25 protein-coding genes and 1 pseudogene are annotated in these 26,826 nt (G+C 73.1%); 17 read left to right on the top strand and 9 right to left on the bottom strand.

Annotated elements, in window-relative coordinates:
- Window positions 1-17: 17 nt before the first annotated feature.
- Window positions 18-521, bottom strand: a complete 504-nt coding sequence (locus tag ACZ4K2_RS34290) for a PH domain-containing protein (protein ID WP_467467848.1) — start codon at window positions 519-521, stop codon at window positions 18-20.
- A 31-nt stretch (window positions 522-552) separates the two neighbouring features.
- Between ACZ4K2_RS34290 and ACZ4K2_RS34285 the strand changes: the two genes are divergently transcribed.
- The gene (locus ACZ4K2_RS34285; protein ID WP_467467846.1) at window positions 553-1,704 is read left to right on the top strand and encodes an NADH-quinone oxidoreductase subunit D; all 1,152 of its coding nucleotides are present in this window, start codon (window positions 553-555) and stop codon (window positions 1,702-1,704) included.
- 40 nt (window positions 1,705-1,744) lie between these two features.
- Here the strand turns inward: ACZ4K2_RS34285 and ACZ4K2_RS34280 are convergent, their stop codons facing one another.
- Window positions 1,745-2,962 carry an SAM-dependent methyltransferase gene (locus ACZ4K2_RS34280; RefSeq protein ID WP_467467844.1) on the bottom strand — a complete coding sequence of 406 codons (1,218 nt, stop codon included), beginning with the start codon at window positions 2,960-2,962 and terminating at the stop codon, window positions 1,745-1,747.
- A 118-nt stretch (window positions 2,963-3,080) separates the two neighbouring features.
- On the opposite strand from ACZ4K2_RS34280, the gene ACZ4K2_RS34275 reads away from it, so the two are divergent.
- Entirely contained in the window at window positions 3,081-4,286 is a 1,206-nt protein-coding gene (locus ACZ4K2_RS34275; RefSeq protein WP_467467842.1) for a sensor histidine kinase, read from the top strand.
- 116 nt (window positions 4,287-4,402) lie between these two features.
- Window positions 4,403-5,074, top strand: a complete 672-nt coding sequence (locus ACZ4K2_RS34270) for a response regulator (protein ID WP_467467840.1) — start codon at window positions 4,403-4,405, stop codon at window positions 5,072-5,074.
- Between the two features lie 20 nt (window positions 5,075-5,094).
- Here ACZ4K2_RS34270 and ACZ4K2_RS34265 read toward each other — a convergent pair whose 3' ends face one another.
- A complete protein-coding gene (locus tag ACZ4K2_RS34265) occupies window positions 5,095-6,201 on the bottom strand; it encodes a DUF5937 family protein (RefSeq protein WP_467467838.1) in 1,107 nt (368 codons plus the stop codon).
- A 327-nt stretch (window positions 6,202-6,528) separates the two neighbouring features.
- Here ACZ4K2_RS34265 and ACZ4K2_RS34260 point away from each other — a divergent pair, with 327 nt between their 5' ends.
- Complete coding sequence (locus ACZ4K2_RS34260) at window positions 6,529-6,756, top strand: hypothetical protein (RefSeq protein ID WP_467467836.1); 228 nt, start codon at window positions 6,529-6,531, stop codon at window positions 6,754-6,756.
- Here ACZ4K2_RS34260 and ACZ4K2_RS34255 read toward each other — a convergent pair.
- Window positions 6,753-8,018: a threonine aldolase family protein gene (locus tag ACZ4K2_RS34255; protein WP_467467834.1), complete on the bottom strand. Its 1,266-nt coding sequence runs from the start codon at window positions 8,016-8,018 to the stop codon at window positions 6,753-6,755. The two genes, ACZ4K2_RS34260 and ACZ4K2_RS34255, sit on opposite strands and share 4 nt — an antisense overlap.
- A 192-nt stretch (window positions 8,019-8,210) precedes the next feature.
- Here ACZ4K2_RS34255 and ACZ4K2_RS34250 point away from each other — a divergent pair, with 192 nt between their 5' ends.
- From ACZ4K2_RS34250 to ACZ4K2_RS34205, 10 genes are all read left to right on the top strand, one after another.
- Complete coding sequence (locus tag ACZ4K2_RS34250) at window positions 8,211-9,272, top strand: Rossmann-like and DUF2520 domain-containing protein (protein WP_467467832.1); 1,062 nt, start codon at window positions 8,211-8,213, stop codon at window positions 9,270-9,272.
- On the top strand, window positions 9,269-10,261 hold the full coding sequence (gene panC / locus ACZ4K2_RS34245; RefSeq protein ID WP_467467829.1) for a pantoate--beta-alanine ligase: 993 nt from the start codon (window positions 9,269-9,271) through the stop codon (window positions 10,259-10,261). The genes ACZ4K2_RS34250 and panC overlap by 4 nt, the downstream gene beginning before the upstream one ends.
- Window positions 10,258-11,955: an L-aspartate oxidase gene (locus tag ACZ4K2_RS34240; protein ID WP_467467827.1), complete on the top strand. Its 1,698-nt coding sequence runs from the start codon at window positions 10,258-10,260 to the stop codon at window positions 11,953-11,955. The genes panC and ACZ4K2_RS34240 overlap by 4 nt, the downstream gene beginning before the upstream one ends.
- A gap of 29 nt (window positions 11,956-11,984) precedes the next feature.
- A complete protein-coding gene (nadC, locus tag ACZ4K2_RS34235) occupies window positions 11,985-12,962 on the top strand; it encodes a carboxylating nicotinate-nucleotide diphosphorylase (RefSeq protein ID WP_467467825.1) in 978 nt (325 codons plus the stop codon).
- Window positions 12,963-12,967: 5 nt separating this feature from the next.
- A complete protein-coding gene (locus ACZ4K2_RS34230; RefSeq protein ID WP_467467823.1) occupies window positions 12,968-13,765 on the top strand; it encodes a type III pantothenate kinase in 798 nt (265 codons plus the stop codon).
- 131 nt (window positions 13,766-13,896) lie between these two features.
- Window positions 13,897-14,547, top strand: a complete 651-nt coding sequence (locus tag ACZ4K2_RS34225) for a hypothetical protein (protein WP_467468797.1) — start codon at window positions 13,897-13,899, stop codon at window positions 14,545-14,547.
- A 235-nt stretch (window positions 14,548-14,782) separates the two neighbouring features.
- Window positions 14,783-14,959: a hypothetical protein gene (locus ACZ4K2_RS34220; protein ID WP_467467821.1), complete on the top strand. Its 177-nt coding sequence runs from the start codon at window positions 14,783-14,785 to the stop codon at window positions 14,957-14,959.
- A gap of 194 nt (window positions 14,960-15,153) precedes the next feature.
- Window positions 15,154-15,600 (top strand): BlaI/MecI/CopY family transcriptional regulator, encoded by a 447-nt coding sequence (locus tag ACZ4K2_RS34215; protein WP_467468795.1) that lies wholly within the window; start codon window positions 15,154-15,156, stop codon window positions 15,598-15,600.
- Between the two features lie 9 nt (window positions 15,601-15,609).
- Window positions 15,610-16,143: an amino-acid N-acetyltransferase gene (locus ACZ4K2_RS34210; protein ID WP_467467819.1), complete on the top strand. Its 534-nt coding sequence runs from the start codon at window positions 15,610-15,612 to the stop codon at window positions 16,141-16,143.
- A 204-nt stretch (window positions 16,144-16,347) separates the two neighbouring features.
- Window positions 16,348-16,683, top strand: coding sequence for a histone-like nucleoid-structuring protein Lsr2 (locus ACZ4K2_RS34205; RefSeq protein WP_201820681.1), 336 nt, complete (start codon window positions 16,348-16,350; stop codon window positions 16,681-16,683).
- On the opposite strand, the gene ACZ4K2_RS34200 is transcribed toward ACZ4K2_RS34205, so the two are convergent.
- Window positions 16,662-17,462 (bottom strand): SCO3374 family protein, encoded by an 801-nt coding sequence (locus tag ACZ4K2_RS34200; protein WP_467467816.1) that lies wholly within the window; start codon window positions 17,460-17,462, stop codon window positions 16,662-16,664. The genes ACZ4K2_RS34205 and ACZ4K2_RS34200 overlap by 22 nt on opposite strands.
- 449 nt (window positions 17,463-17,911) lie before the next feature.
- Here ACZ4K2_RS34200 and ACZ4K2_RS34195 point away from each other — a divergent pair, with 449 nt between their 5' ends.
- On the top strand, window positions 17,912-20,437 hold the full coding sequence (locus ACZ4K2_RS34195; protein ID WP_467467814.1) for an ATP-dependent Clp protease ATP-binding subunit: 2,526 nt from the start codon (window positions 17,912-17,914) through the stop codon (window positions 20,435-20,437).
- Between the two features lie 189 nt (window positions 20,438-20,626).
- On the opposite strand, the pseudogene ACZ4K2_RS34190 reads toward ACZ4K2_RS34195, so the two are convergent.
- Window positions 20,627-21,132, bottom strand: a pseudogene (locus tag ACZ4K2_RS34190) (HAD family acid phosphatase); the annotation flags it as partial.
- 469 nt (window positions 21,133-21,601) lie between these two features.
- Here ACZ4K2_RS34190 and ACZ4K2_RS34185 point away from each other — a divergent pair.
- A complete protein-coding gene (locus tag ACZ4K2_RS34185; protein ID WP_467467812.1) occupies window positions 21,602-22,153 on the top strand; it encodes a M23 family metallopeptidase in 552 nt (183 codons plus the stop codon).
- A 46-nt stretch (window positions 22,154-22,199) separates the two neighbouring features.
- Here the strand turns inward: ACZ4K2_RS34185 and ACZ4K2_RS34180 are convergent, their stop codons facing one another.
- Entirely contained in the window at window positions 22,200-22,799 is a 600-nt protein-coding gene (locus ACZ4K2_RS34180; RefSeq protein ID WP_467467810.1) for a TetR/AcrR family transcriptional regulator, read from the bottom strand.
- Between the two features lie 126 nt (window positions 22,800-22,925).
- Here ACZ4K2_RS34180 and ACZ4K2_RS34175 point away from each other — a divergent pair, with 126 nt between their 5' ends.
- A complete protein-coding gene (locus ACZ4K2_RS34175; RefSeq protein WP_467467808.1) occupies window positions 22,926-24,497 on the top strand; it encodes an MDR family MFS transporter in 1,572 nt (523 codons plus the stop codon).
- 253 nt (window positions 24,498-24,750) lie between these two features.
- Here ACZ4K2_RS34175 and cseC read toward each other — a convergent pair whose 3' ends face one another.
- Window positions 24,751-26,103, bottom strand: coding sequence for a two-component system sensor histidine kinase CseC (cseC, locus tag ACZ4K2_RS34170; protein WP_467467806.1), 1,353 nt, complete (start codon window positions 26,101-26,103; stop codon window positions 24,751-24,753).
- Between the two features lie 13 nt (window positions 26,104-26,116).
- A complete protein-coding gene (cseB, locus tag ACZ4K2_RS34165; RefSeq protein ID WP_467467804.1) occupies window positions 26,117-26,821 on the bottom strand; it encodes a two-component system response regulator CseB in 705 nt (234 codons plus the stop codon).
- Window positions 26,822-26,826 lie beyond the last annotated feature (5 nt).

The raw sequence follows: 26,826 nt of genomic DNA, 5'->3' as shown, positions 1-26,826 counted from the left end.
CGCGCGGTCCGGGGGTGTCACAGGCCCGCCGATCGGGCCTCGCCCAGTTCGGTGAGGCGGTCGCGCAGCCGCTCCGCCTCGGCCGGGTCCAGGCCGGGGATGGTCGCGTCGGTCGCGGCGGCCGCCGTGTGCAGCTGCACGGTGGCCAGCCCGAACCGCCGTTCCAGGGGGCCGGAGGTCACCTCCACCAGTTGCATCCGCCCGTACGGCACCACCGTCTCCTCGCGCCACAGGACACCCCGGCTGATCAGCAGGTCGTCGGCGCGCTCGGTGTACCGCCACGAGTGCCAGTTGCGCCCCAGCAGCCGCCAGCACCAGGCGGCGCACACCGGCGGCAGCAGCGCGCAGGCCGCCCAGGCGGGCCCCGCGAACAGCCCGGGCAGCAGCCCCGCGGCGACCGTGAGCACCCCCGTCCACACCACCAGCAGCAGCCGGCGCACCCGCAGCAGCCCGGGCCGCAGCCCCCGCCAGACCGGTCGGTCCGCCGGCGTTCCGGTCCCTTCCGGCCTCCCCGTCTCCATGAGGACAGCGTACGTAGGGGAAACTGGGGCCATGACTCCCACGACGGAGACCACGGTCGGCATCGGCGGTGCGGCGGAGAGCACCGACATGGTGCTCAACATCGGTCCCCAGCACCCGTCCACGCACGGCGTCCTGCGCCTGAGGCTGGTGCTGGACGGCGAGCGCATCGTGCGCGCGGAGCCGGTGATCGGCTACATGCACCGGGGCGCCGAGAAGCTCTTCGAGGCCCGCGACTACCGGCAGATCATCGTGCTCGCCAACCGGCACGACTGGCTGTCCGCGTTCTCGAACGAGCTGGGCGTGGTCCTCGCCGTGGAGCGGATGCTCGGCATGGAGGTGCCCGTGCGGGCGGTGTGGACGCGCACCCTGCTCGCCGAGCTGAACCGGGTCCTGAACCACCTGATGTTCCTCGGCTCGTACCCGCTGGAGCTGGGCGGGATCACGCCGGTGTTCTACGCGTTCCGGGAGCGCGAGGTGCTCCAGAACGTCATGGAGGAAGTCTCCGGCGGGCGCATGCACTACATGTTCAACCGGGTCGGCGGCCTCAAGGAGGACCTGCCGGCCGGCTGGACCGGGCGCGCGCGGGAGGCCGTCGCCGCCGTGCGCTCGCGCATGGACGTCTTCGACGACCTGGTGCTCGGCAACGAGATCTTCCGGGGGCGCACGCGCGGGGTCGGGGCGCTCGCCGCGTCCGCGGTGCACGCGTACGGCGTGAGCGGGCCGATCGCACGCGCCTCCGGCGTCGACTTCGACCTGCGCCGCGACGAGCCGTACCTGGCGTACGGCGACCTCCAGGACGTCCTGAAGGTGGTCACCCGGTCCGAGGGCGACTGCCTCGCCCGCTTCGAGGTCCTGCTGGAGCAGACCCACAACGCCCTGGACCTGGCCGACGCCTGCCTGGACCGGCTCGCGGAGCTGCCGCCCGGCCCGATCAACCAGCGGCTGCCGAAGGTGCTGAAGGCGCCCGAGGGGCACACGTACGCGTGGACCGAGAACCCGCTCGGCATCAACGGCTACTACCTGGTCAGCAAGGGGGAGAAGACCCCGTACCGGCTGAAGCTGCGGTCGGCCTCGTACAACAACATCCAGGCGCTGACCGAGCTGCTGCCGGGGACGCTGGTGGCGGACATGGTGGCCATCCTGGGGTCGCTGTTCTTCGTGGTGGGCGACATCGACAAGTAGGCCGCGCGGACCCGCCGAGCGGGGCCGGCGGGGGCGCGGCTCACCGGTCGGACGGGTCCCCGGGGGCTGCATCCGGCTCGGACGGGTCCGGCTCGAACGGGTCCGGGACGCCGACCGGCTGGATCAGCCAGCCGAAGTCGCCCAGGCCGCCCGGGGCCGTGAGTTCGGCCGCCTCGCCGGCGCTCGCGAGGGCGCGCACGTAGGCGGAGGGGTCCGTGGAGGCCAGCGCGAGCGGGGGGCGCGCGCCGGTGAGACCCAGGGCGTGCAGGGCGGTGCGTTGCGTGAGCAGCCGTGCTCCCGACGACTCGCCCGCCGTTTCGCCGGGGCCGGGAGCTGCGCCGGAGGGCGCGCGCGCCGTGTCCGACGGCGTGCGGAACCCGGAGTGCGCCCCCTCAGCGGTCGCCGAACCCGGACCCACCGCGCCCGAGCCCACCGAACCCGGACCCACCGCGCCCGGCGCCGCCGCGCACGCGTCCAGTGCCACGTGCGCCGTGATGTCGCACGAGCCGTCCGGCACGGGCGCCGTCTCGCGTCCCTCCCGGAAGCCGGTGAGCGTCCCGAAGGGCGGGCGCGCGCCGGCGGTGTGCGCGTAGTCCACGGCCACCGCGAGCCCCCGGGCGAGCCGCCCGACGGCCGACGCCCAGGCCCGGTCCCGGGGCAGCCCGATCTCCGCCCGCAGTCCCTCCTCGGCCGGCAGCGGCCACCAGCGCGCGAGCCAGGCGGCCTCCGCTCCCGTCACGGGCGCCCCGAGCCGCTCGGTGCCGTCCCCGGCGACGAGCACCAGCCGGGGCACGCCCGCGGCGTCCACCTCCGCGACGTCCACGGGGACGTTGTCCAGCCACTCGTTGGCGAACAGCAGCCCGGTGACCGCCTCCGGGGGTTCGCCGAGCCAGGCGATCCGGCCGTCCAGGCCGGCCGGCCGGTCCGCGATCTCGACGGCGTGGACACGCGCGCGTGCGGCCACGCCGGCAGGCAGGGCGGCGAGCACCCCCGTGGCCAGTTCACCCCGCCCGGCGCCCAGGTCGACGAAGTCCAGCGCCGCGGGCCGCTCGAGCGCCGCGTCGACCCGGCACAGCAGCCGGGCCACGGCCCGCGCGAAGAGCGGTGAGGCGTGCACGGAGGTGCGGAAGTGCCCGGCCGGCCCCTCCGGGCGCCGGTAGAAGCCGCCGGGCCCGTACAGCGCCGCCTCGGTGGCCGCGCGCCAGCCGCGTGGGCCGGAGTTCCCGCGAGGTCCGTCCGCCGTCTTCTCGTCCGTCACCGGGACAGACTAGGCGCACAGACGATCACCGCCTCCACCTTCCGGAGTACGCGCGCCGGGCGCGGATCGGCCCTCCGGTTGACCCCTCCACCTGCCGGGTTTCCCTACCCTGGGTTACGTGCAGCGCCTCTACGACTTCCTCCACCGCCACCCGACCTGGGTCGACGCCTTCTGGGCGGTCCTCCTGTTCGGGCTGTCCGGCGTGAGCGTGGTCAATCTCGACGGGGTCCAGGGCCACCACGGGACGGTCGCCCGGGGGATGGCGGTGTCCGCAGTCCTGTGCGTCGTCGTGGCGCTGCGCCGCAGGTACCCGGAGCAGATGCTGCTGGTCGCCCTCGTCACCGGTCTGGCCCAGGTGGTGCTGGACGTCCAGACGACCGTCGCCGACTTCGCCATGCTGGTGATCACCTACACGGTCGCGACGGTCGGCGCGCGCTGGGCCTCCCGGCTCGCCCTCGCCGTCAGCCTCTGCGCGGCGACCGTGGCCCAGGTCCGCTGGCCGGCCGAGCAGAGCAGCTTCCTCGGGCAGGTCGCGATAGCCGTCTTCCAGACGGTGCCCTTCGCCCTCGCGTGGGTGCTCGGCGACTCGATGCGCACCCGGCGCGCCTACTTCGCCGAGCTGGAGGAGCGCGCGTCCCGCCTGGAGAAGGAGCGCGAGGCGCAGTCGAAGGTGGCGGTGGCCGCCGAGCGCGCCCGGATCGCGCGGGAGCTGCACGACGTCGTCGCGCACAACGTGTCGGTGATGGTGGTGCAGGCCGACGGCGCCGCCTACGTCATGGACGCCGCGCCCGACCAGGCGAAGAAGGCCCTGGAGACGATCTCCTCCACCGGCCGCCAGGCGCTGGCCGAGATGCGCCGTCTGCTGGGCGTGCTGCGCACCGGGGAGCACCAGGAGGGCGGGGAGTACGTCCCGCAGCCCGACGTCGAGCAGATCGACGACCTCGTCGAGCAGTGCCGCAGCTCCGGCCTCCCGGTCGACTTCAGGGTGGAGGGCACCCCGCGCCCGCTGCCCAGCGGCGTGGAGCTGACCGCCTACCGGATCGTGCAGGAGGCGCTCACCAACACGCGCAAGCACGGCGGGCCCGACGCGGGCGCGAGCGTACGCCTAGTCTACTTCGACGACGGCCTCGGACTGCTGGTCGAGGACGACGGCAAGGGCGCGCCGCACGAGCTGTACGAGGAGGGCGGCGCCGACGGGCGCGGGCACGGCCTGATCGGCATGCGCGAGCGGATCGGCATGGTCGGTGGCACCCTGGACGCCGGCCCCAGGCCGGGCGGAGGATTCCGCATCAGCGCCCTGCTCCCGCTCAAACCGGCGCCCTGACACCGCCGCACGCCCCCTGTTCCCCCCTGATCACTCCCCGCACCACTTCCCTCCGCGGCGGCCGGAGACGGCGCACGACGGCGGGGACGGCAACCGAAGACACGGAAGAGGACCCGATGACGATCCGCGTGATGCTCGTCGACGACCAGGTGCTGCTGCGCACCGGATTCCGGATGGTGCTCGCCGCCCAGCCGGACATGGACGTCGTCGCGGAGGCGGGGGACGGCGTGGAGGCCCTCCAGGTGCTGCGGTCCGCCGACGTCGACGTCATCCTGATGGACGTGCGCATGCCGAAGCTGGACGGCGTGGAGACCACCCGGCGGATCTGCGCGGAGCCGGACGCGCCGAAGGTGCTCATCCTGACCACGTTCGACCTGGACGAGTACGCCTTCTCCGGGCTGAAGGCGGGTGCCTCCGGGTTCATGCTCAAGGACGTCCCGCCCGGTGACCTGCTGGCCGCGATCCGGGCCGTGCACAGCGGGGACGCGGTCGTGGCGCCGTCCACCACGCGGCGCCTCCTGGACCGCTTCGCGCCGATGCTGCCCGCCGCCGGCCGGCAGCCCCAGTACAAGGAGCTGGAGCGGCTCACCGAGCGGGAGCGCGAGGTGATGGTGCTGGTGGCGCAGGGCCTGTCCAACGGGGAGATCGCGGCCCGGCTGGTGCTGAGCGAGGCGACGGTGAAGACGCACGTCGGCCGCATCCTGACCAAGCTCGGCCTGCGCGACCGGGTGCAGGTGGTGGTGCTGGCGTACGAGACGGGGCTGGTGCGCGCGGGCGGCCACGGCTGACCGGGGAAGGCCGCGGCCCGTCAGCGGAGGATGCCCTCCAGGAAGTCGCTGCCCAGCCTGGCCACGACGGTGACGTCCAGCTGGTGCAGCGCGTACCGGCCGCGGCGGCGGGTGGAGACCAGGCCGGCCTTCTTCAGGACGCCCAGGTGGCGGGATATCTCGGGCGCCGTCATCCCGTGCACCTGCGCCAGTTCGCTGGTGGTGTAGGCGCTGCGCGCCAGGTGACGGCAGAGCCGCATCCGCACCGGGTGGGACAGCGCGGACATGCGCAGCGCGAGCTGCTCCACGGAGGGCGGGGCGGCCAGCTCGGGTGAGCCGACCGGGTAGTGCAGCACCGGCTGCCAGCCGTACCGGTGCAGGACGCTCAGGTGCGGCCAGCCCAGGCTCGTCGGGACGAGCAGGAGACCGCCGTCCGCCGTCGCCGAGTGGCCGTCGCCCAGTTTGTCGACCGTGATCGTGTCGGCCTCCCGGTCGAGCGTCACGGTGGGCGACACCGCCGCCAGCGCTTCGGTCAGGCCCCGGCGCAGCAGGAGGTCCGTCTTGTGGCGGGCGTCCGCCGCGAGCTGGTGCCGCAGCCTGGTCCAGGTGTCCGCGAAGAACGCCTCGTCGCAGTCGCGCACGAACTGCCGCAGCCAGGCCCGGACCCACGGCGGGTCGGCCAGCAGCCGCTCGGCGAACCGCACCTGCCGGGGTCCGCGCGAGGCGGCCAGGTCCAGCGCCCGGCGGCGCACCCCGGCGTCGGTGAGCGCGGAGGGCCCCCGCGTGCTGTACGGCAGCGCGCAGGTGAACTCCATCGCGGCGTCCACGAACTGCTCGTCCGTCAGCTTGTCCAGCAGGTCGAGGTCCTCGGCGAGCGTGGCACCGGGCAGGGTGCCGCGGCCGGCGACGCCCGCGAACGGCAGGAACAGGTCCGAGAAGGTCGAGCGCCACAGGAAGTCGGCCTCGCACATCCGGTCGGCCAGGTGCGAGTCCAGCCGGGCCGTGACAGCGGTCACCCAGCCCTGGAGGCCGGGGTGGTGGCCGGGCTCCGAGAGCGCGTGCAGCGCCATGCCGAGTTCGGCCAGGGGCGAGGTGACGACGGAGATCCTCTCCGGCCGCAGCCCCGTGATGTCGATGCGCACGCTCATGCCCCCATGGTGCCCGCCACCACCGACAGCCGGGTTCCCGATTGACGGCGGACGTCAATCGGGGCGACGCGCCGCCGCGCGGCGGCGCAAGGTGGAGCACCGCGGCGGTCGCGGGGCCCGATCGCCACCAGTGCGGCCGGTCGCCGAGCGGTAGGCCACCGAACGGCAGGCCGCCGCGCGATCGGCGACCGGCCCGCAGTCAGCCGTCTCCTCCGCCGGTGAGCACTCCTCCGCGGGCGAGCACGCACCCGCCGATGACCACCCACCCGTCAGCGATCACCCACCCGTCAGCGATCACCACCCGCCCGGGGAAAGGGGCCGTCCGTCATGAGCGTCACCCAGCAGTACCTCCTCGACAGCCACCGCGCCCGTCTGCACGGCGAGCCGGAGCCGCCCGCGCCGGGCCGTCACGACGTCGGCCTGGTGAGGGCGCTGCGCGACCACCGCCGCTTCCGCGCGGTGATCGCCGGACGCCCGGCGCGCGGTCGGCTCCGGCACGCCCTGGCCCGCCGGCCGCGCCCCCGCGCACTCGGCCGGGGCGTGCGCGGTCTCTAGCCCCGGCCGGCCCCGTCCGGCAGCCGGTCCACGAAGTCCCGTACGGCCGCGCGGACGTCGTCCGCCGACCACTCCAGGCCGGCGGCCCGGACGGCGACCTCCGTCACGGCGAGGCCGGGGCCCCCGGCGTCCCAGGCGTTCCCGAAGAGCAGCACCGAGGTCTCCTCGCCCTGCCGCACGGCCGCCTCGGCCGCCACCTCGGGCGGGTACGGCAGCCAGACCTGGAACTCATGGGTGTGCGGCACCTCCGGGTGGACGCGGGCCCAGGGCACCCCCGCCGCGGCGAAGCCCTCGCGCAACGCCTCCGCCACCACGCGCGCGTGCCGCACGTACCGGGGCAGCCGGGGCAGCTCGCGGTCCAGCCCGACGAGCGCGGACAGGGCGGTCGGGAACTGCTGGAAGATCATGCCGCCGTACCGGTGCCGCCAGGTCCGCGCCTCGTCGACCAGCGTCCTCGGGCCGGCCAGCGCGGCACCGCCGAAGCCGTCGAGGGACTTGTAGAACGACACGTAGACGCTGTCGGCCAGGTCCGCGATCTCCTCCAGGGAGCGCCCGAAGTGGTCCGTGCACTCCCACAGCCGCGCGCCGTCGAAGTGCACCACCGCGTCACGCTCCCGCGCCGCCTCGACGACCTCGGTCAGCTCCTCCCACGAGGGCAGCACGAAACCGGCGTCCCGGAGGGGCAGCTCCAGCATCAGCGTCCCGAAGGGCTCCTCGGCGTCGCGTATCTCGGCCGCCGTGGGAAACCGGGTGCCCCCGCCCACCCTGACCGGCCGCAGGCCGCTGACCTGGCTCAGCGCGTGCCGCTCGTGCACCTCCGGGTGCGCCAGCGGGTGCAGGGCCACCACCGGGTCGCGGGTGCGGGCCGCCCAGCAGCGCAGGACCACCTGCTGGGCCATGGTGCCCGTCGGGAAGAACGCGGCGGACTCCGTGCCCAGCAGCGCGGCGACCCGCTCCTCCAGGGCGGCCACGACCCGGTTGCCGTAGACGTCGGCCGGCTCGTCCAGGTCGTGGACCCCCTCGGCGGCCTCCGCCAGGCGCGCGAGGCGTTCGCGGATCGTGCCGCCCCAGCCCGCGCGGGACAGGGTGCGCCGCGCGCACCGCTGCGCCGCCGCGCGCCGGTCACGCAACCGCTCCGCCGCCGGTGCTTCCGCGTCCGGCCCGGTGTCCCGTCCGGTGCCCTGTCCGTCGCCCCGCCCGGTGTGCTGCCCGGCCTCCCGCTCGTCGTCCCGCCGCGTGCCCTGTCCCGCTGTCTCCGTCATGCCGTGGATCATGCCCCCGCGGAACCGGCCGGGGCATCCGGATTCCGGGCCGACCCGGCGCGGCGGTGACGCGCGGACGTGGGACGGCCCACAGCCTGTGGACAACCGGTCGGCACCGGACCGAGATAGCGTTAACATGACGAGAAATCGTCCGGTACCCAGAGCGGACTGGAACGGGAAGGTCACCCTCGCGTGAGTACTGTCCACCAGCCAGACCCCAAGGACCGCCCCGCGCGGCTCACCGTCGGTGTCGTCGGCGCCGGCCGGGTGGGCCCCGCGCTCGCCGCGTCCCTCCAACTCGCCGGGCACCGTCCGGTGGCCGTCTCCGGGGTCTCCGACGCCTCCCGCAGGCGTGCCGAGGCCATGCTCCCGGGCGTCCCGCTGGTGTCGCCCGCCGAGGTCCTCAGGCGCGCCGACCTGGTGCTGCTCACGGTCCCCGACGACGCCCTGCCCGGCCTGGTCGCGGGCCTCGCCGAGACCGGCGCGGTACGGCCCGGGCACCTGCTGGTGCACACCTCCGGCCGGTACGGCGCGCGCGTCCTGGACCCCGCCCTGCGCGCGGGCGCGCTGCCCCTGGCCCTGCACCCGGCGATGACCTTCACCGGCACCCCCGTGGACGTCCAGCGCCTCGCCGGCTGCTCCTTCGGTGTCACCGCGCCCGAGGAGCTGCGGCTGGCCGCCGAGGCACTGGTGATCGAGATGGGCGGCGAGCCGGAGTGGATCAGCGAGCAGGACCGCCCGCTGTACCACGCGGCCCTCGCCCTCGGCGCCAACCACCTGGTCACCCTGGTCGCCCAGTCCATGGAACTGCTGCGCGCGGCCGGTGTCGGGGCACCCGACCGGATGCTCGGCCCGCTGCTCGGCGCCGCCCTGGACAACGCGCTGCGCTCCGGTGACGCCGCCCTGACCGGGCCGGTCGCGCGCGGGGACGCCGGCACGGTCGCCGCGCACGTCACCGAGTTGCGCAAGCACGCCCCGCAAACCGTGGCGGGCTACCTGGCGATGGCCCGCGCGACCGCCGACCGCGCGCTCGCCCACGGCCTGCTGAAGCCGGAACTGGCCGAGGACCTCCTCGGCGTGCTCGCCGACGGACGCGCCGCGGGCGACACGACCGGCCGCCCGGCCGACGGCCCGAACGGCACCGGCCGCCCGGCCGACGGCCCGAACGCCACCGGCCGCCCGCACGGCGGCGACGGGCCGGACGGCGACGACGGCACCGATGGCCCGAACGGCACCGAGGGGAACGACCGATGACCACCGCCCTGCTGCGCACCGCGGAAGAGCTGCACGCGCGCGTGCGACACGGCCGCCGCGCCGTCGTGATGACCATGGGCGCCCTGCACGAGGGCCACGCGAGCCTCGTCCGCTCCGCGCGGCGGCTCGCCGGCCCCGACGGCGAGGTCGTCGTCACGGTCTTCGTCAATCCGCTGCAGTTCGGCGCGGGGGAGGACCTGGACCGCTACCCGCGCACCCTGGAGGCGGACCTGGAGCTCGCCGGCCGGGCGGGCGCGGACGCCGTCTTCGCGCCCTCGGTGGACGAGGTGTACCCGGGCGGCGAACCCCAGGTGCGGGTCTCCGCGGGGCCCATGGGCGAGCGCCTGGAGGGTGCCTCGCGGCCCGGCCACTTCGACGGCATGCTCACCGTCGTCGCCAAGCTGCTGCACCTCACCCGCCCCGACGCCGCCCTGTTCGGGCAGAAGGACGCCCAGCAGCTCGCCCTGATCCGGCGCATGGTGCGGGACCTGAACTTCGGCATCGAGATCGTCGCCGTGCCGACCGCGCGCGAGGAGGACGGGCTCGCCCGGTCCAGCCGCAACCGCTACCTCTCGCCCGACGAGCGCCGCACCGCGCTCGCGCTGTCCCGCGCGCTGTTCGCCGGCCGCGACCGGCACGCCGCGCAGGAGGCGCTGCGCGCCCGCGCCCGGGAAGTGCCCTCCACGCACGCGCGTGCCGAGGCGCTCAGCGCCATAGGGGAGTCCCGCGCGGCGGCCGACGCGCACGCGGTGGCCACCGCCGCGCCCGGCGGTCCGGCGGCCGTCCGCGCCGCCGCCGGCCAGGTCCTGGACGAGGCGGCCCGCTTCGACCCGCCGCTGCGGCTGGACTACCTCGCCCTGGTCGACCCGGCCGACTTCACCGAGATCGGCGCCGACTTCATCGGCGAGGCCGTCCTCGCCGTCGCGGCCCGGGTCGGCACGACCCGGCTGATCGACAACCTCCCTCTGACCTTCGGAGCCGCCTCGTGACCACCACAGGCATACGACTGCACGCGCCCGCCCCCGGGTGGAACATCGCCGCCGACGTGGTCGTCGTCGGCTCCGGGGTGGCCGGCCTGACCGCGGCGCTGCGCTGCGAGGCCGCCGGGCTGCGGACGGTCGTCGTCACCAAGGCCCGCCTGGACGACGGCTCCACGCGCTGGGCGCAGGGCGGCATCGCCGCGGCCCTCGGCGAGGGCGACACCCCCGAGCAGCACCTGGACGACACCCTGGTGGCCGGCGCGGGCCTGTGCGACGAGGAGGCCGTACGCCTCCTGGTCACCGAGGGCCCCGACGCCGTACGGCGGCTGATCTCCACCGGCGCCCACTTCGACACCGACGACGAGGGCGGCATCCAGCTCACCCGCGAGGGCGGCCACCACCGGCGCCGGATCGTGCACGCGGGCGGCGACGCGACCGGGGCGGAGGTCTCCCGCGCGCTCGTGGAGGCCGTACGCGCGCGGGGCCTGCGCACCGTCGAGAACGCGCTCGTGCTGGACCTGCTCACCGACGCCGACGGCCGTACGGCCGGTGTCACGCTGCACGTGATGGGCGAGGGCCAGCACGACGGCGTCGGCGCCGTGCACGCCCCCGCGGTGGTGCTCGCGACCGGCGGCATGGGCCAGGTGTTCTCGGCGACCACCAACCCGTCCGTGTCGACCGGCGACGGCGTGGCGCTGGCGCTGCGCGCGGGCGCCGAGGTCAGCGACCTGGAGTTCGTGCAGTTCCATCCGACGGTGCTGTTCCTCGGCGCGGACGCGGAGGGCCAGCAGCCGCTCGTCTCGGAGGCCGTGCGCGGCGAGGGCGCCCACCTGGTCGACGGGGACGGTGTGCGCTTCATGCTGGGCCGGCACGAACTCGCCGAGCTGGCGCCCCGGGACATCGTCGCCAAGGGCATCATGCGGCGGATGCTGGAGCAGGGCGCCGAGCACATGTACCTCGACGCCCGGCACTTCGGCGCCGACATGTGGGAGCACCGGTTCCCGACCATCCTGGCCGCCTGCCGCGCCCACGGCATCGACCCGGTCACCGAGCCCATCCCGATCGCCCCGGCCGCGCACTACGCCTCCGGCGGCGTCCGCACCGACACGCGCGGCCGCACGACGGTCCCGGGCCTGTACGCGTGCGGCGAGGTCGCCTGCACCGGCGTGCACGGAGCCAACCGGCTCGCCTCCAACTCCCTGCTGGAGGGGCTCGTCTACGCCGAGCGGATCGCCGCCGACATCGTCGCGGCCCGGGCCGCGGACGGCCTGCACGCGCGCGTGCCCGCACCGGTACCGCACCCCGGGACGCCCGCGCAGCCCTTGCTGGCCCCCGAGACCCGGTTCGCCGTCCAGCGGATCATGTCCGAGGGCGCCGGCGTGCTGCGCTCGGAGCGGTCCCTCGCACGGGCCGCCGAGGAGCTCCAGCGGCTGCACGACGAGGCCCGCGACGCCCTGGACGAGAACGGCAAGACCGCCGAGCCCGGCGTCGACACCTGGGAGGCCACCAACCTCCTGTGCGTGGGCCGCGCCCTGGTCGCCGCGGCCCGGCTGCGCGAGGAGACCCGCGGCTGCCACTGGCGCGAGGACCGGGCCGACCGCGACGACGCCGGCTGGCGCCGCCACATCGTCGTACGGCTCGATCCCGACCGCTCGCTGGCCGTCGGCACCACGGACACCGCAGACTTCCCCCCTACCCGGTAACACCCCAGCGCCCAGGAGCAGTGACGAACGTGAGCACCGACGACCTTCCCCTCGCCCCCACCGGCGGCTGCGGCGACGGCTGCGCCTGCGGCGCGGAGGGCGACGAGGAGTACCTGGAGTGCGGGCTCGACCCCGCGCTCGCCGAGCTGCTGGCCGCCGCCGGGCTCGACCCCGTCGAGGTCGAGGACATCGCCAACGTCGCCCTCCAGGAGGACCTGGCCGGCGGCGTGGACGTGACGACCGTGTCGACCATCCCCGAGGACGCCGTCGCCACCGGTGACTTCACCGCGCGCGAGGCGGGCGTCGTGGCCGGGCTGCGGGTCGCCGAGGCCGTGCTCTCCGTGGTCTGCACGGACGAGTTCGAGGTCGAGCGGCACGTCGAGGACGGCGACCGGATCGAGGCCGGGCAGAAGCTGCTCTCGGTCACCACGCGCACGCGTGACCTGCTCACCGGCGAGCGCAGCGCGCTGAACATCCTGTGCCGGCTGTCCGGCATCGCGACCGCCACGCGCGCGTGGGCGGACGCGCTGGAGGGCACCGGGGCGAAGGTCCGCGACACCCGGAAGACGACGCCGGGCCTGCGCTCGCTGGAGAAGTTCGCCGTCCGCTGCGGCGGGGGCGTCAACCACCGCATGTCGCTGTCCGACGCGGCCCTGGTGAAGGACAACCACGTGGTCGCCGCGGGCGGTGTCGCGCGGGCGTTCGAGGCGGTGCGCGAGACCTTCCCGGAGGTGCCGATCGAGGTCGAGGTCGACACCCTGCACCAGTTGCGCGAGGTCGTGGACGCGGGCGCCGACCTGATCCTGCTGGACAACTTCACGCCCGGCGAGTGCGCGGAGGCCGTCGGCGTCGTCGCCGGCCGGGCGCTGCTGGAGGCCTCAGGCCGGCTGACGCTCGGCAACGCGCGCGCGTACGCGGACACGGGCGTGGACTTCCTGGCCGTCGGCGCGCTCACCCACTCCTCGCCGATCCTGGACATCGGCCTGGACCTGCGCGAGGCGGAGTAACGGCCATGCTGCTCACGATCGACGTCGGCAACACGCACACCGTCCTCGGCCTCTTCGACGGCGAGGACATCGTCGAGCACTGGCGCATCTCCACGGACGCGCGCCGCACCGCGGACGAGCTGGCGGTGCTGCTCCAGGGCCTGATGGGCATGCACCCGCTGCTCGGCGAGGAACTGGGCGACGGCATCGACGGCATCGCCATCTGCGCGACCGTCCCCTCGGTGCTGCACGAGCTGCGCGAGGTCACCCGGCGCTACTACGGCGACGTACCCGCCGTCCTCGTGGAGCCGGGCGTCAAGACGGGGGTGCCGATCCTCACCGACAACCCCAAGGAGGTCGGCGCGGACCGGATCATCAACGCGGTCGCGGCCGTCGAGCTGTACGGCGGCCCGGCGATCGTCGTGGACTTCGGCACGGCGACCACGTTCGACGCGGTCTCCGCGCGCGGGGAGTACGTGGGCGGGGTGATCGCGCCCGGCATCGAGATCTCCGTGGAGGCGCTGGGCGTCAAGGGCGCGCAGCTCCGCAAGATCGAGGTGGCCCGGCCGCGCAGCGTGATCGGCAAGAACACGGTGGAGGCCATGCAGTCGGGCATCGTGTACGGGTTCGCCGGCCAGGTCGACGGGGTGGTCGGCCGGATGGCACGGGAACTGGCCGCCGACCCGGACGACGTGACGGTGATCGCCACGGGCGGGCTCGCGCCGATGGTGCTGGGGGAGTCCTCGGTGATCGACGAGCACCAGCCGTGGCTGACGCTGATCGGGCTGCGCCTGGTGTACGAGCGGAACGTGTCGCGGTTGTGAGCACCGGCCGGTGGCCCCGGACGGGGGAACCCCGGAGCGACACGCACCGAAATCACGCCCGCATTCGTCACTATTTGTCCGATTAGCGGTAGCGTCGCCGCATGCCCACGCCATACGGATCCCGCGGCGGCATGGCGTTCGGCGCGGAGGAGCTGCGCGTGCTCCGCCGCGCCCTCGCCCTCGCCCTCCACCCTGGTCCCGTCTCCGCCGAGGACGTGCAGGACTGCCTCCGCCTCGCCGAGTCGCTCGACGAGGCGGTGTGCGAGGCGGCCCGGCTGCGCGCCTTCCTGGTGGCCGACCTGGGCCGCTACCGGGCCGCACTGCCGGGTACCGCCGCCGGTTACCTGGACCTCCTGGAGGAGGCGCTCGGCGCCGGGCACCGGCCGACCCCGGACGATCTCGCCGCACTCCGGGCGCTGCGCGGGAACCGCACGGCGGCGGCCCTCCTGGACCGCTGCCGGGAACTGGCCGAGCGGGACGTGCGCGCACGCTTCGCGCAGGGCGCCCGCAAGGTGCCCGCGCCCGGAGTGCCGCCCGCCCGGACGCGCCTGCTGGCGCTCGCGGGCGGCGCCGGCGGCCCGGGGGCCCAGCAGGGTGACCGGCAGGCCCGGGAGCCGTCCAGGCCCCCGCGGAAGCCCGCGCCGCAGCCCCCGCCGGGCGCGGCCGAGCCGGACCCCGCCGCGCCGAAGCGGCCCATCCCGACGCCGGGCGAGGTCTTCCCGCGCCGCAAGCCGGCCCCGCCCTCCGAGCCCGCGGATTCCCGCCGTCTCGCCGCGGGCTGACCCCGCCCGCCGCCCGGCCGGCCTCCGCCCGCGCGTCTCGCGCGCCTGCTCCGGCCCGCGGGCCCGCCCGGCCCTGCCCCCGGTAGGTCGGCCGGGGCGTCCGTGTGCGCCCGGCGGGCCCGTGTCGCGTGCGCCGGGCGCGCCGCCGGGCGGCCCCCGTGTGCCCCCCGTCCGGGCGTGGGCGGTTCGTGTACCCCGCCCCTTTCGCCCGTTCCACCGTGGATACTCTGGAGTCATGGACTACGTCTCCGCGCTCGTGCCCCCGGTCGTCATGGCCGCCTTCTTCATCGGTGTGGTCAGGGTGATCGTGAAGACCCAGGGCGGTGCCGCCAAGGCCAAGGAGGACGCGGCCGTCGACGCCGCCCTCGCGCGCATGGAGAACTCCGGCAAGGCCCCCGCCGCCGACGCCTGAGCGCCCGCGCCCCGCGCCCGGCGGGCCCCCGGCCGGCCCCGCGTACGACTCGCCGCGACCCCCCGCTTCGCGAGTCGTACGTCCTTTTTGTTCGCGTTTGCAGCCTTAGCGCACGTCCGGCACGCCAATGCCGGGATCTCCTACTATTGTTCTGAGCTGTGCCTCGCCCCTTGGGAGAACTCGAAGACGCGGTCATGACGCGGGTGTGGAAGTGGAACCGCCCGGTGACCGTTCGAGAAGTCCTGGAAGACCTCCAGCGGGAACGCTCCATCGCGTACACCACCGTGATGACCGTTTTGGACAATCTCCATCAGAAGGGCTGGGTGCGCCGGGAGGCGGAAGGCCGGGCCTATCGATATGAGGCCGTGTCGACACGGGCCGCGTACGCCGCCGCGCTGATGAACGACGCCTGGTCGCAGAGCGACAACCCGGCCGCCGCTCTGGTGGCCTTCTTCGGGATGATGAGCGAGGAACAGCGCCAGGCCCTGAGGGACGCCGTACGCATCGTGCAGGGCCCGGAAGAAACCCGGGAAGCACCCGCGGCCCGGCAACGGGAAGCCCCCGAACCGCGGGAACGCGAAGCCCCCGGAGCCCCGGAAGAGGAGAACCCCGGCTCGGCGCGGGACGCGGACGGGCGATAGCGTCCGCTCATGTCAGCAGAGCGTCCCGAAGTCCCCGCAAAAGCCATCACCGTCCGCCGGGCCCGGACCAGCGATGTACCGGCCGTGCGCCGGCTCCTCGACGCCTACGTCCGCGACCGCATCCTGCTCGACAAAGCCATGGTCACGCTTTACGAGGACATCCAGGAGTTCTGGGTCGCGGAACGCGACGACAACGCCGAGGTGGTCGGCTGCGGTGCGCTGCACGTCATGTGGGAGGACCTCGCGGAAGTCCGCACGCTGGCGGTGAAGCCCGGCCTCAAGGGCGCCGGCGTCGGTCACCGGGTGCTGGAGAAGCTGCTCCAGACCGCGCGCTGGCTCGGTGTTCGACGGGTTTTCTGCCTGACCTTCGAAGTCGACTTCTTCGGGAAGCACGGCTTCGTGGAGATCGGTGAGACGCCGGTCGACACCGATGTGTACGCGGAGCTGTTGCGTTCCTATGACGAGGGCGTCGCGGAGTTCCTCGGCCTCGAACGCGTGAAGCCGAACACCTTGGGCAACAGCCGGATGCTTCTGCATCTGTGATCGCCATTGCCCCGGTTCACTATGTCCGAAACGCGCATGTTTCCGGACGTGGGCGGGCCACTGAGTCTCTGCCGAGGGTTTGTGTTTTTCCGGCAAAAGCGGTTTGCTTTCCGACGTACTGCAGTACTGCATATAACAGGGGCGGCGAAACGGCGGAGCCGCAACACCCCCTGACCCTCAACGTTATCGATGAAAGGAAATGCGGTGGCACAGAAGGTTCAGGTCCTTCTTGTCGACGACCTCGACGGCGGCGAGGCGGACGAGACGGTGACGTTCGCTCTGGACGGCAAGACCTACGAGATCGATCTCACGACTGGCAATGCGGACAAGCTGCGCAGCCTTCTTGATCCCTATGTGAAGGGCGGACGCCGTACCGGCGGTCGTGCCTCGGGCGGGCGTGGAAAGGCGCGGGCCGCTTCCGGCGGCAACCAGGACACCGCGGCGATCCGCGCCTGGGCGAAGGAGAACGGTTACGAGGTCAACGACCGCGGCCGCGTTCCCGCGTCGATTCGCGAAGCCTACGAGAAGGCCAACGGCTGATTCCGCCCGTCGGCGGTCTGCCCGGCGCGCACGCGCCGCAGCCGGACCCGGTGGCAGTGCGCTGCCAGCGTGTCCACCAGTCGCACGAGATCGGGGGCGCTCCCCTCGCGCCCCACGCCCGACCGGGCGGGCATGCCCGGCATGGCCGGCAGCGCGTTCCCGGCGTCGGGTCCCGGCCCGGGGGGTCGCAGCCACACAGCGGCCTCGGCCCCCTGGACGGTCACGACGGGCGCGGACGCGGCACGCGATGAGCCCGCCCGCGGGGTCCCGCCGCCCGGGGCCGCGTCCCCGGCGGCCCATCGCCCCGGGAAGCCGCCGCCGGATCCGTCCCCCCAGGACTCGCCCGCACGCGGTGCCGGGCCGGCCCCCGCGGCGGCGGACCACGTGGGCGGTGGCGGTGCCTCCAGCGTGCCGCCGGGCCCCAGCGCCCGCAGATCCAGCGGCACCGCCCCCCACTCCAGCCACTCCAGCAGGCCCGGCAGCTCCTCCGCGCCGCCCGGGGCCACCAGCAGCCGCATCCTCTCGCCCCGCAGGGCGACCGGAGAGCCCGGCGCGAGGTGCCGCAGCGCCCCCGCGCCCGCCTCGGCCGGCACGTCCAGCACGTCGAACCGCACGCCCGTGAGCAGCCGCAGCGGCGGACCGGGCGCCGTCGGCCAGCCCAGCTCGTGCTCGTACCAGTGCCGGGCCCGGGTGTCCGGGGCCGCGCCCGGGCCGTGAGGACCGGCGGCCGGCGCCTCCGGGTCGTGGGGCCGGCGGGGATGGGGGACCGTGGGTGTCATGGGGACCGAGCCAACCATGCCAAGCGCAACCGCCGGAAAGGCGCGGGAGTTACGCTGGGTGCCCTGCCGGACGCACTGAGTGCGGGCAGAGGGGGCGTGCGGGGGCTCGGAGGGGCACGAGGTTGTTCGCCCATAGCGGAGGGAACCGGTGTGCGCCGCATGGAGTGTCAGTCCCCGCGGGTAAGACATGCCTAGTGGGAGGGGGCGACACGCAGGACGGGCCGTCTCACGTTCGCCAACGGCGTACTGGCGAGTGGGGTAACTGCCTGGCCTGCGGGAACATCGTCTCGCACCATCGGGTTGGAGCAGATGTCGGCGTTCGGGGTCAGGAGGCCATCGATGGTGTCGGCAGTCGGAATGAGCGGTCCCCGCTTGCGGGACTAAGCTGCGGAAGGACAGGGAGGGGAAGTTCCCCCCCACTGCCTGACCGCTCTGAGGAGCGATTAACGATGTTCGAGAGGTTCACCGACCGCGCGCGGCGGGTTGTCGTCCTGGCTCAGGAAGAAGCCCGGATGCTCAACCACAACTACATCGGCACCGAGCACATCCTCCTGGGTCTCATCCACGAGGGCGAAGGTGTCGCCGCTAAGGCCCTGGAGAGCCTCGGCATTTCGCTTGAGGCGGTCCGCCAGCAGGTGGAGGAGATCATCGGTCAGGGGCAGCAGGCCCCGTCCGGCCACATCCCCTTCACCCCCCGTGCCAAGAAGGTCCTGGAGCTGTCGCTCCGCGAGGCCCTTCAGCTGGGCCACAACTACATCGGCACGGAGCACATCCTGCTCGGCCTGATCCGCGAGGGCGAGGGCGTCGCCGCCCAGGTCCTGGTCAAGCTGGGTGCAGACCTCAACCGGGTGCGGCAGCAGGTCATCCAGCTGCTCTCCGGTTACCAGGGCAAGGAGACGGCCACCGCCGGCGGCCCGGCCGAGGGCACCCCCTCGACCTCCCTGGTCCTGGACCAGTTCGGCCGGAACCTGACCCAGGCCGCTCGTGAGTCCAAGCTCGACCCGGTCATCGGGCGCGAGAAGGAGATCGAGCGGGTCATGCAGGTGCTGTCCCGCCGCACCAAGAACAACCCGGTGCTGATCGGTGAGCCCGGCGTCGGCAAGACCGCCGTCGTCGAGGGACTCGCCCAGGCCATCGTCAAGGGCGAGGTGCCCGAGACCCTCAAGGACAAGCACCTCTACACCCTCGACCTCGGTGCCCTGGTCGCCGGCTCCCGCTACCGCGGTGACTTCGAGGAGCGCCTGAAGAAGGTGCTCAAGGAGATCCGCACCCGCGGCGACATCATCCTCTTCATCGACGAGCTGCACACGCTGGTCGGTGCGGGTGCCGCCGAGGGCGCCATCGACGCCGCGAGCATCCTCAAGCCGATGCTGGCCCGTGGTGAGCTGCAGACCATCGGTGCGACCACGCTGGACGAGTACCGCAAGCACCTGGAGAAGGACGCGGCCCTGGAGCGCCGCTTCCAGCCCATCCAGGTCGCCGAGCCGTCCCTGCCGCACACGATCGAGATCCTCAAGGGCCTGCGCGACCGGTACGAGGCGCACCACCGCGTCTCCATCACGGACGAGGCCCTGGTCCAGGCCGCCACCCTGGCCGACCGGTACATCTCGGACCGCTTCCTGCCGGACAAGGCCATCGACCTGATCGACGAGGCCGGTTCCCGGATGCGCATCCGCCGGATGACCGCTCCGCCGGACCTGCGCGAGTTCGACGAGAAGATCGCCGGTGTCCGCCGGGACAAGGAGTCCGCGATCGACTCGCAGGACTTCGAGAAGGCCGCCTCCCTGCGCGACAAGGAGAAGCAGCTCCTGGCCGCCAAGGCCAAGCGCGAGAAGGAGTGGAAGGCCGGCGACATGGACGTCGTCGCCGAGGTCGACGGCGAGCTGATCGCCGAGGTCCTCGCCACGGCCACCGGCATCCCGGTCTTCAAGCTGACCGAGGAGGAGTCCAGCCGTCTGCTCCGCATGGAGGACGAGCTGCACAAGCGGGTCATCGGCCAGAACGACGCCGTCAAGGCGCTGTCGAAGGCGATCCGCCGTACGCGCGCCGGTCTGAAGGACCCGAAGCGTCCGGGTGGTTCGTTCATCTTCGCCGGCCCGTCCGGTGTCGGTAAGACCGAGCTGTCCAAGGCGCTCGCCGAGTTCCTCTTCGGTGACGAGGACGCGCTGATCTCCCTCGACATGTCGGAGTTCAGCGAGAAGCACACGGTGTCGCGTCTCTTCGGTTCGCCCCCCGGTTACGTGGGCTACGAGGAGGGCGGCCAGCTGACCGAGAAGGTCCGCCGCAAGCCGTTCTCCGTCGTCCTCTTCGACGAGGTCGAGAAGGCCCACCCGGACATCTTCAACTCGCTGCTGCAGATCCTGGAGGACGGTCGCCTGACCGACTCCCAGGGCCGGGTCGTGGACTTCAAGAACACGGTCATCATCATGACGACCAACCTCGGCACCCGGGACATCTCCAAGGGCTTCAACCTCGGCTTCGCCGCCGCGGGTGACACGAAGACCAACTACGAGCGCATGAAGAACAAGGTGTCGGACGAGCTGAAGCAGCACTTCCGTCCCGAGTTCCTCAACCGCGTCGACGACGTGGTGGTCTTCCCGCAGCTCACGCAGGCGGACATCCTGCGGATCGTCGACCTGATGGTCGGCAAGGTCGACGAGCGCCTGAAGGACCGGGACATGGGCCTCGAGCTCTCCCAGTCCGCCAAGGAGCTGCTGGCCAAGAAGGGTTACGACCCGGTGCTGGGCGCGCGTCCGCTGCGCCGCACGATCCAGCGCGAGGTCGAGGACACGCTGTCGGAGAAGATCCTCTTCGGCGAGCTGCGCCCCGGTCACATCGTGGTCGTGGACACCGAGGGCGAGGGCGAGTCCCAGACCTTCACCTTCCGCGGCGAGGAGAAGTCGGCCCTGCCCGACGTCCCGCCGATCGAGCAGGCGGCCGGCGGCGCCGGACCGAACCTGAGCAAGGACGCGTAGGCGTCCGCGGATCGACCGAGTGGAGGGGCCGGTGCCTTCGGGCACCGGCCCCTTCCGGCGTTCCCGGGGTCGGTACGGGGTGACCGCGGCCCCGGGGAAGAGGCGGCGTACCGCGCGGCGGGGAGCCGGTCGCGCGCCCGCGTCCGGAGCCACACCGAGCGGGCCGCCGGGGGACGCGGCTCCGGGTTTCGACAACTGGCCGTCGTAGTCGGGGAGTTTGAACGTCCTCTCGGCGTGGCCGCCCGACAGGTCCGTGGTGTTGTCGCCGATGTTCGCGATGATCGTGTAGCCGTCCCTCTCGATGCCGGCGCGCTGTGCGGTCTTGTAGGCGGCGACGTCCTCGAAGAGGTCGAGCAGGCCGCGGACGCGGAGGCCGGAGGCCGGAGACCGCGTGGCCGTCGTGTCCGAGGTTGTACTCGGTGGGGCCGTACAGGATGCCGGGGCGGGCCGTGACGAAGAAGAGGGCGACACGCCGTGGTCCTGGGCGTAGCGGGCGGCGTCGAGGACGGGCCCGTTGGCCGGCTGGGGGTAGCGGAAGCCGGAGTCCGTCTCCAGCGCGGTGTTGTCGATGCGGCGGCGATGGGGTCCCTCAGGTACGGCAGGGCCTGGTCCATGACCGCCCGGCAGTCCTGCTGCCGGGTGGCGTGATCGACCTTCGCGGACGCGCGCGCGGCCGCCGCGGCCGGCGTGGTGATCGGTGGGGGGTCCTCTCACGTCCGTACGCCGGATCCGTACGCGGCCTGAATGACAGGGGCATGATCTTCGGGTGGGGTGGCGCGAGGGGGAACCGTAGGGTTACCGGACGGTAGGCGCCTAGGGGCCTGCGTCACATTTCCGGGCCCCTCCGCCCGCCCGACCGGTGATAAGGGGCACAGGTGAAATGTCCGGTACTACCCCTGATAGTGGGATCAGCCTACCGGGCAAAACGGACTAAAAGTGAAGGTTTAACCAGTAAGCGCACAACGGGGAAAGCCGGGGTCAGGGCCCGGTCGGGTGCGGCGCGTGACTGTCAAGAACGGGGTTAGTTTCGCGGGCATCTACTACTCCTTGCCGTAGATGGCCCGTTTTGGGCTTGATGCCCCGCTCGGTTACCAAGGGATGGCCGCTCCGGACGAACGTCTGTCCACCGGGTGGCCCACCCGTCTCCGAGTTCACGAGGTCACGATGTTCCGACGCTTCATGTCCCGTTCCACCCGTACGTCCTCGCACCGCAACCGCGTGGCCGTCCTGGCTGCCGGCATCGGCGCCACGGCCGTGCTGGGGACCGGGGTCGCGAGCGCCGCCACCGCGTCCACCACCTCCTGGGTCGACCCGGTGAAGCAGTACACGCTCTCCGCCAGCTTCATGCAGTCCGGCAGCCACTGGGTCGCCAAGCACAGCGGCCAGGACTTCGCCGTGCCGACCGGCACCGAGGTGCTCGCCGCGCACGGCGGCACCGTCGTCAAGGCCGGCGGGAACGGCGCCGGTGACGGCCCGGCGTACGGCAACGCCATCGTCATCAAGCACGCCAACGGCACCTACTCGCAGTACGCGCACCTGTCCCGGATCGACGTCCGGGTCGGCCAGGCGGTGGCCACCGGCCAGCACATCGCGCTGTCCGGCTCCACCGGCAACTCCACCGGCCCGCACCTGCACTTCGAGATCCGCACCACGCCGAACTACGGCTCCGCCGTCAACCCGGTCACGTTCCTGCGCGCCCAGGGCGTGAAGGTCTGACCCGGACCCCGTCCGGCCCTCCTCACCACGGGTGGCCGGGCGGGGGCTAGTCCGTCTCCCGGGCGCGTTCGTGCGCCTGGGTGACCAGGTCCAGGGCGACCTCGAGAACGGCCGCGCGCTTCTTCTCGGGGTCGCCTTCGAGGTCCCGCATCACGAACATGCCGGCGTGCAGCGTGAACATCGCGCTGACCGAGCGCACCTGGTCCACGAGCTGCGCGTCGGGGTCGATGAGGGTGTCCCGCAGGCCGCGCATCCGGTCCTTGAAGGTGTCGCCGATGCGCAGTTCCCGCACCGTCGCCTGGTTCTCCTGCATGAAGCGGAACAGCGGTTCCGCGCCCGCGAGCGCCTCGCTGTAGCGGCGGATGATCTCCTGCTTGGTCTCCAGGGTGTGCGGCTGCCGCCCGCCCCACTCGACCAGGTCGTCGATCGGCTTCGTCAGGTCCTCGAAGAGGCTGACGATGATCTCTTCCTTGGTCTTGAAGTGGTAGTACAGGGCCGCCTTGGTCACGTCGAGGTGCTCGGCGATCTCCCGCAGGGAGGTCTTCTCGTAGCCCTGCTCCGCGAAGAGTCCGAGTGCCACGTCCTGGATGCGCTGGCGGGTGTTGCCGCGGCGCTGCTGCTTGGTGCCGTCCATCGTGACGTCCATCCTCGTACTCCTCGCGCTCCGCCGAAACTTACTTGACGACCGGCTAGTTACGCGTCTACCTTCCCCAGTGTAGTGAGAACTAGCCGGGCGGCAAGTAAGTAGCCGCCGCAGGGGGAGTGGGAAGGCATGGCGGACACCGCAAAGACCGACGGGCAAGGAAAACAGCCCAAAAGTGTGCGAGTAGTGCTGCTCGCACTCATGATCGCGATGATGCTCGCGATGCTCGACAACATGATCGTGGGCACCGCGATGCCGACGATCGTGGGCGATCTGGGCGGCCTGGAGCACCTCTCCTGGGTCGTCACCGGCTACACCCTGGCGACCGCGGCCTCCACCCCGGTCTGGGGCAAGATCGGTGACATGTACGGGCGCAAGGGCGCCTTCCTCAGCTCGATCGTGATCTTCCTGATCGGTTCGGTGCTGAGCGGCATGGCCCAGGACATGGGGCAGCTCATCGGGTTCCGGGCCGTCCAGGGCCTCGGCGCCGGCGGTCTGATGGTCGGTGTCATGGCGATCATCGGCGACCTGATCCCGCCGCGGGAGCGCGGCAAGTACCAGGGCATGATGGCCGGTGTGATGGCGCTCGCCATGATCGGCGGCCCGCTGGTCGGCGGCACCATCACCGACAACTGGGGCTGGCGCTGGGCCTTCTACATCAACCTGCCGCTCGGCGCGGTCGCGCTCGCGCTGGTCACCGCCGTGCTGCACCTGCCGCGGAAGCGCTCCAAGGCGGGCATCGACTACCTCGGCGTGCTGCTGCTGACCGTCGGCATCACCTCGATCGTGCTGGTCACCACCTGGGGCGGCACCGAGTACGCCTGGACCTCCGCCCGGATCATGGAGCTGATCGGCATCGGCGTGGCCTCGCTGGCCGGGTTCGTGTTCTGGCAGACCCGGGCCGCCGAGCCGGTCGTGCCGCTGCACATCTTCCGCAGCCGCAACTTCACCCTGATGTCCCTCATCGGCTTCATCACCGGCTTCGTGATGTTCGGGGCGACGCTGTTCCTGCCGCTGTACCAGCAGGCCGTGCAGGGTGCCTCCGCGACCAACTCCGGTCTGCTGCTGCTCCCGATGCTCGGCGCGATGCTCGTGACCTCGATGATCGCCGGGCGGATCACCACCAACAGCGGCCGCTACAAGCTCTTCCCGATCGTGGGCGGCGCGCTGATGATCGTCGGGCTGTACCTGCTGTCCCTCATGGACACGGGCACGACCCGCTTCACCTCCGGCCTCTACATGGCCGTGCTCGGCGCCGGCATGGGCTGCCTGATGCAGATCACCATGCTGGTCGCGCAGAACAGCGTGGAGATGAAGGACATGGGTGTGGCGTCCTCGTCCACCACCCTGTTCCGCACGCTCGGCTCCTCCTTCGGCGTGGCCATCATGGGCGCGCTGTTCAACCACCGGGTGCAGGACGTCATGTCCGAGCGGGCCGGGTCGCTGGGCGCGAACATCACCGAGAAGTCGGCGCAGCTCGACGCGGCGAGCCTCGCGAAGCTGCCGGCCGCGGCCCGGGAGGCCTACCAGCACGCGGTCTCGTCGGGCACGCACTCGGCGTTCGTGCTCGGTGCCGTGATCGCGGTCCTGGCGCTCGTCGCCGCGCTGTTCGTCAAGGAGGTGCCGCTCAAGGGCGGGCCGCAGAAGCCCTCCACCGACGGCGCCGAGGCGGCGCCGGCGGCCGTGGTCGAGGCCCTCTGACCCTTTCCGGCCAGGTACCGAAGGCCCCGGTGGGTGTCCGCCCCGGGGCCTTCGGCCTGTCCACCCGTGCCCGCCCGCGGTCCCCGGACCGCGCGCGGGCACGCGCCGTTCGGGGCCCGGCCGGCGGCCACCGCACCGGAGTGGCGCGGTCGGCGGGCACGGCACCGCAGCGGGCCGGCCGGTGGACGGGGCCGCCGGCGGCCCGCGGCGGACGCGGGCCCGTACGGTCCCGGCCCTCCGCCGGGAGCGGCCCCTACTCCTCGCCGGGCAGCGGCAGCGTCGCGTAGCTGCCGGTGTTGGTCGGGGCGTGCTCCGGCAGCCACAGGACGGCCACCGCGCCCTCCGCGGGAACGTGGGCCGGCGCGCCGGCGGGCCGTACGTTGCGGAACGTCAGCCGGGCGCCGAGCACGCGCGCCTGGCCCGCCGCGATGGTCAGCCCCAGCCCGTGGCCCTTCCCGGCCCGGTCCCTGCTGCCGGTGCGGAACCGGCTCGGCCCCTCGGCGAGGAGGTCCTCGGGGAAGCCGGGCCCGTGGTCGCGGACCCGGATGACCCGGCCCTCCACGGTGACCTCGATCGGCGGCCGGCCGTGCCGGGCGGCGTTGGCCAGCAGGTTGAACAGCACCCGCTCCAGCCGCCGCGGGTCGGTGGTGACCTCCGACTCGTGCACCACCCGTACGACGATGTCCGGGTCCTTGGCCGCCACCCGCCGCGCGACGAACCCGCCCAGCATGATGTCCTGCAACTCCGCCCGTTCCGAGGCGCCGTCGAGCCGGGCCACCTCCAGGACGTCCTCGACCAGCGTGCGCATCGCCTTGGCCCGGTCCAGGACCAGTTCCGTGGGGCGCCCGGGCGGCAGCAGTTCGGCGGCCGTCAGCAGGCCCGTCACCGGGGTACGCAGTTCGTGCGCGATGTCGGCGGTGACCCGCCGCTCCGCCTCCAGGCGCTGCTGAAGCGCGTCCGCCATGGCGTCCACCGCCCGTGCGAGGTCGTCGGTCTCGTCCCGTACGACCCCGCCGATGGCCTCCCGCACCCGGACGTCCGGTTCGCCCATGGCGACCTGGTTGGCCGCGGCCGCCGCCTTGCGCAGCCGGCGGGAGAGCTGGCCGCCGATGAGCACGCCGAGCGCGCTGCCGCCGAGCACCACCGCGACCGAGCCGATCACCAGGGCCTGGTCGAGGTCCTTCAGCATGCCGGCGCTGCGGTCCGGGAGGTGGATGTGCACGGACAGCACGTGCCCGTCCTTCACCGGCACCGCCGCCCAGATGTCCGCCTGCCCGCCGCGCTCGGAGACGTCGCTGACCCGCCGGCCCCGCCCGACGCGTTCGCGCAGCACGGCCGGCAACTGCGGGTCGTCGACCTTGATGTACGGGAAGACCGGTCCCCGGTTGAGTTCGTAGTTGCGCTGGGCCAGCAGGAGGCGGTCGTTGGCCAGCTCGCGCGCGTTGTCCAGCATCGAGACCCGGGCCGCGTTGTGCACGACCAGGCTGAGCACGATCGCCACCAGGCCGGCCACCAGCGCGATCGCCGCGCTGAGCTTCCACCTCAGCCCCGTGCGCAGACCCGCGCGCTCCACCCGCCGGACCGGGTGCCGGAGAATCCCCCGCATGCCGCCGCTCCGCTCAGGCCTTCAGCTTGTAGCCGAAGCCGCGGACCGTCTCGATCCGGTCCTGGCCGATCTTCTGCCGCAGCCGCTGGACGTGCACGTCCACGACCCGGGTGTCCCCGCCCCAGCCGTAGTCCCACACGCGCTCCAGCAGCTTGTCGCGGGAGAGCACGGTGCCCGGCGCGGAGGAGAACTCCAGCAGCAGCCGCATCTCGGTCGGGGTGAGCGCCACCGGCCGGCCGGCCCGGCGCACCTCCATGCCGTCGGTGTCGATCTCCAGTTCCCCGAAGACCAGCGTGCCGGTGACCGCGGACGCGGTCTCCTCCGCCTGCGCGGACGTCCCGCCCGCGTGCCCGAAGCGGCGCAGCACGGCGCGGATCCGGGCCACCAGCACGGCGCCGTCGAACGGCTTGGTCACGTAGTCGTCGGCGCCCGCCTCCAGGCCGAGCACGACGTCGATGGAGTCGGCACGTGCCGACAGCATGATCACCGGCACGGTCGACTCGTCCCGGATCCGGCGGCACAGACTGACCCCGTCCAGGCCCGGCACCATGACGTCCAGCAGCGCGATGTCGGGACGCCTCGCCCGGAACGCCTCCAGGCCCGACAGGCCGTCGGGCATGGCGGTCACCGCGAAGCCGTCCCGCTCCAGCGCGAGCTGGGTGGCCTCGCGGATGACGTCGTCGTCCTCGACGAACAGGACGTGGGTCTGGTCTGCCATCCCGG

It is taken from the genome of Streptomyces sp. NPDC025833 (genome assembly GCF_055558055.1).
The sequence above is the reverse complement of the archived record's forward strand: the minus strand, read 5'-3'. Positions and strand labels throughout refer to the sequence as shown.

Coding starts and splice junctions, on each gene's coding strand:
- ACZ4K2_RS34290 (WP_467467848.1), bottom strand. CDS start 521: ATGGAGACGGGGAGGCCGGAAGGGACCGGAACGCCGGCGGACCGACCG.
- ACZ4K2_RS34285 (WP_467467846.1), top strand. CDS start 553: ATGACTCCCACGACGGAGACCACGGTCGGCATCGGCGGTGCGGCGGAG.
- ACZ4K2_RS34270 (WP_467467840.1), top strand. CDS start 4,403: ATGACGATCCGCGTGATGCTCGTCGACGACCAGGTGCTGCTGCGCACC.
- ACZ4K2_RS34265 (WP_467467838.1), bottom strand. CDS start 6,201: ATGAGCGTGCGCATCGACATCACGGGGCTGCGGCCGGAGAGGATCTCC.
- ACZ4K2_RS34260 (WP_467467836.1), top strand. CDS start 6,529: ATGAGCGTCACCCAGCAGTACCTCCTCGACAGCCACCGCGCCCGTCTG.
- ACZ4K2_RS34255 (WP_467467834.1), bottom strand. CDS start 8,018: ATGACGGAGACAGCGGGACAGGGCACGCGGCGGGACGACGAGCGGGAG.
- panC (WP_467467829.1), top strand. CDS start 9,269: ATGACCACCGCCCTGCTGCGCACCGCGGAAGAGCTGCACGCGCGCGTG.
- ACZ4K2_RS34230 (WP_467467823.1), top strand. CDS start 12,968: ATGCTGCTCACGATCGACGTCGGCAACACGCACACCGTCCTCGGCCTC.
- ACZ4K2_RS34225 (WP_467468797.1), top strand. CDS start 13,897: ATGGCGTTCGGCGCGGAGGAGCTGCGCGTGCTCCGCCGCGCCCTCGCC.
- ACZ4K2_RS34220 (WP_467467821.1), top strand. CDS start 14,783: ATGGACTACGTCTCCGCGCTCGTGCCCCCGGTCGTCATGGCCGCCTTC.
- ACZ4K2_RS34215 (WP_467468795.1), top strand. CDS start 15,154: ATGACGCGGGTGTGGAAGTGGAACCGCCCGGTGACCGTTCGAGAAGTC.
- ACZ4K2_RS34210 (WP_467467819.1), top strand. CDS start 15,610: ATGTCAGCAGAGCGTCCCGAAGTCCCCGCAAAAGCCATCACCGTCCGC.
- ACZ4K2_RS34200 (WP_467467816.1), bottom strand. CDS start 17,462: ATGACACCCACGGTCCCCCATCCCCGCCGGCCCCACGACCCGGAGGCG.
- ACZ4K2_RS34195 (WP_467467814.1), top strand. CDS start 17,912: ATGTTCGAGAGGTTCACCGACCGCGCGCGGCGGGTTGTCGTCCTGGCT.
- ACZ4K2_RS34185 (WP_467467812.1), top strand. CDS start 21,602: ATGTTCCGACGCTTCATGTCCCGTTCCACCCGTACGTCCTCGCACCGC.
- ACZ4K2_RS34180 (WP_467467810.1), bottom strand. CDS start 22,799: ATGGACGTCACGATGGACGGCACCAAGCAGCAGCGCCGCGGCAACACC.
- ACZ4K2_RS34175 (WP_467467808.1), top strand. CDS start 22,926: ATGGCGGACACCGCAAAGACCGACGGGCAAGGAAAACAGCCCAAAAGT.
- cseC (WP_467467806.1), bottom strand. CDS start 26,103: ATGCGGGGGATTCTCCGGCACCCGGTCCGGCGGGTGGAGCGCGCGGGT.
- cseB (WP_467467804.1), bottom strand. CDS start 26,821: ATGGCAGACCAGACCCACGTCCTGTTCGTCGAGGACGACGACGTCATC.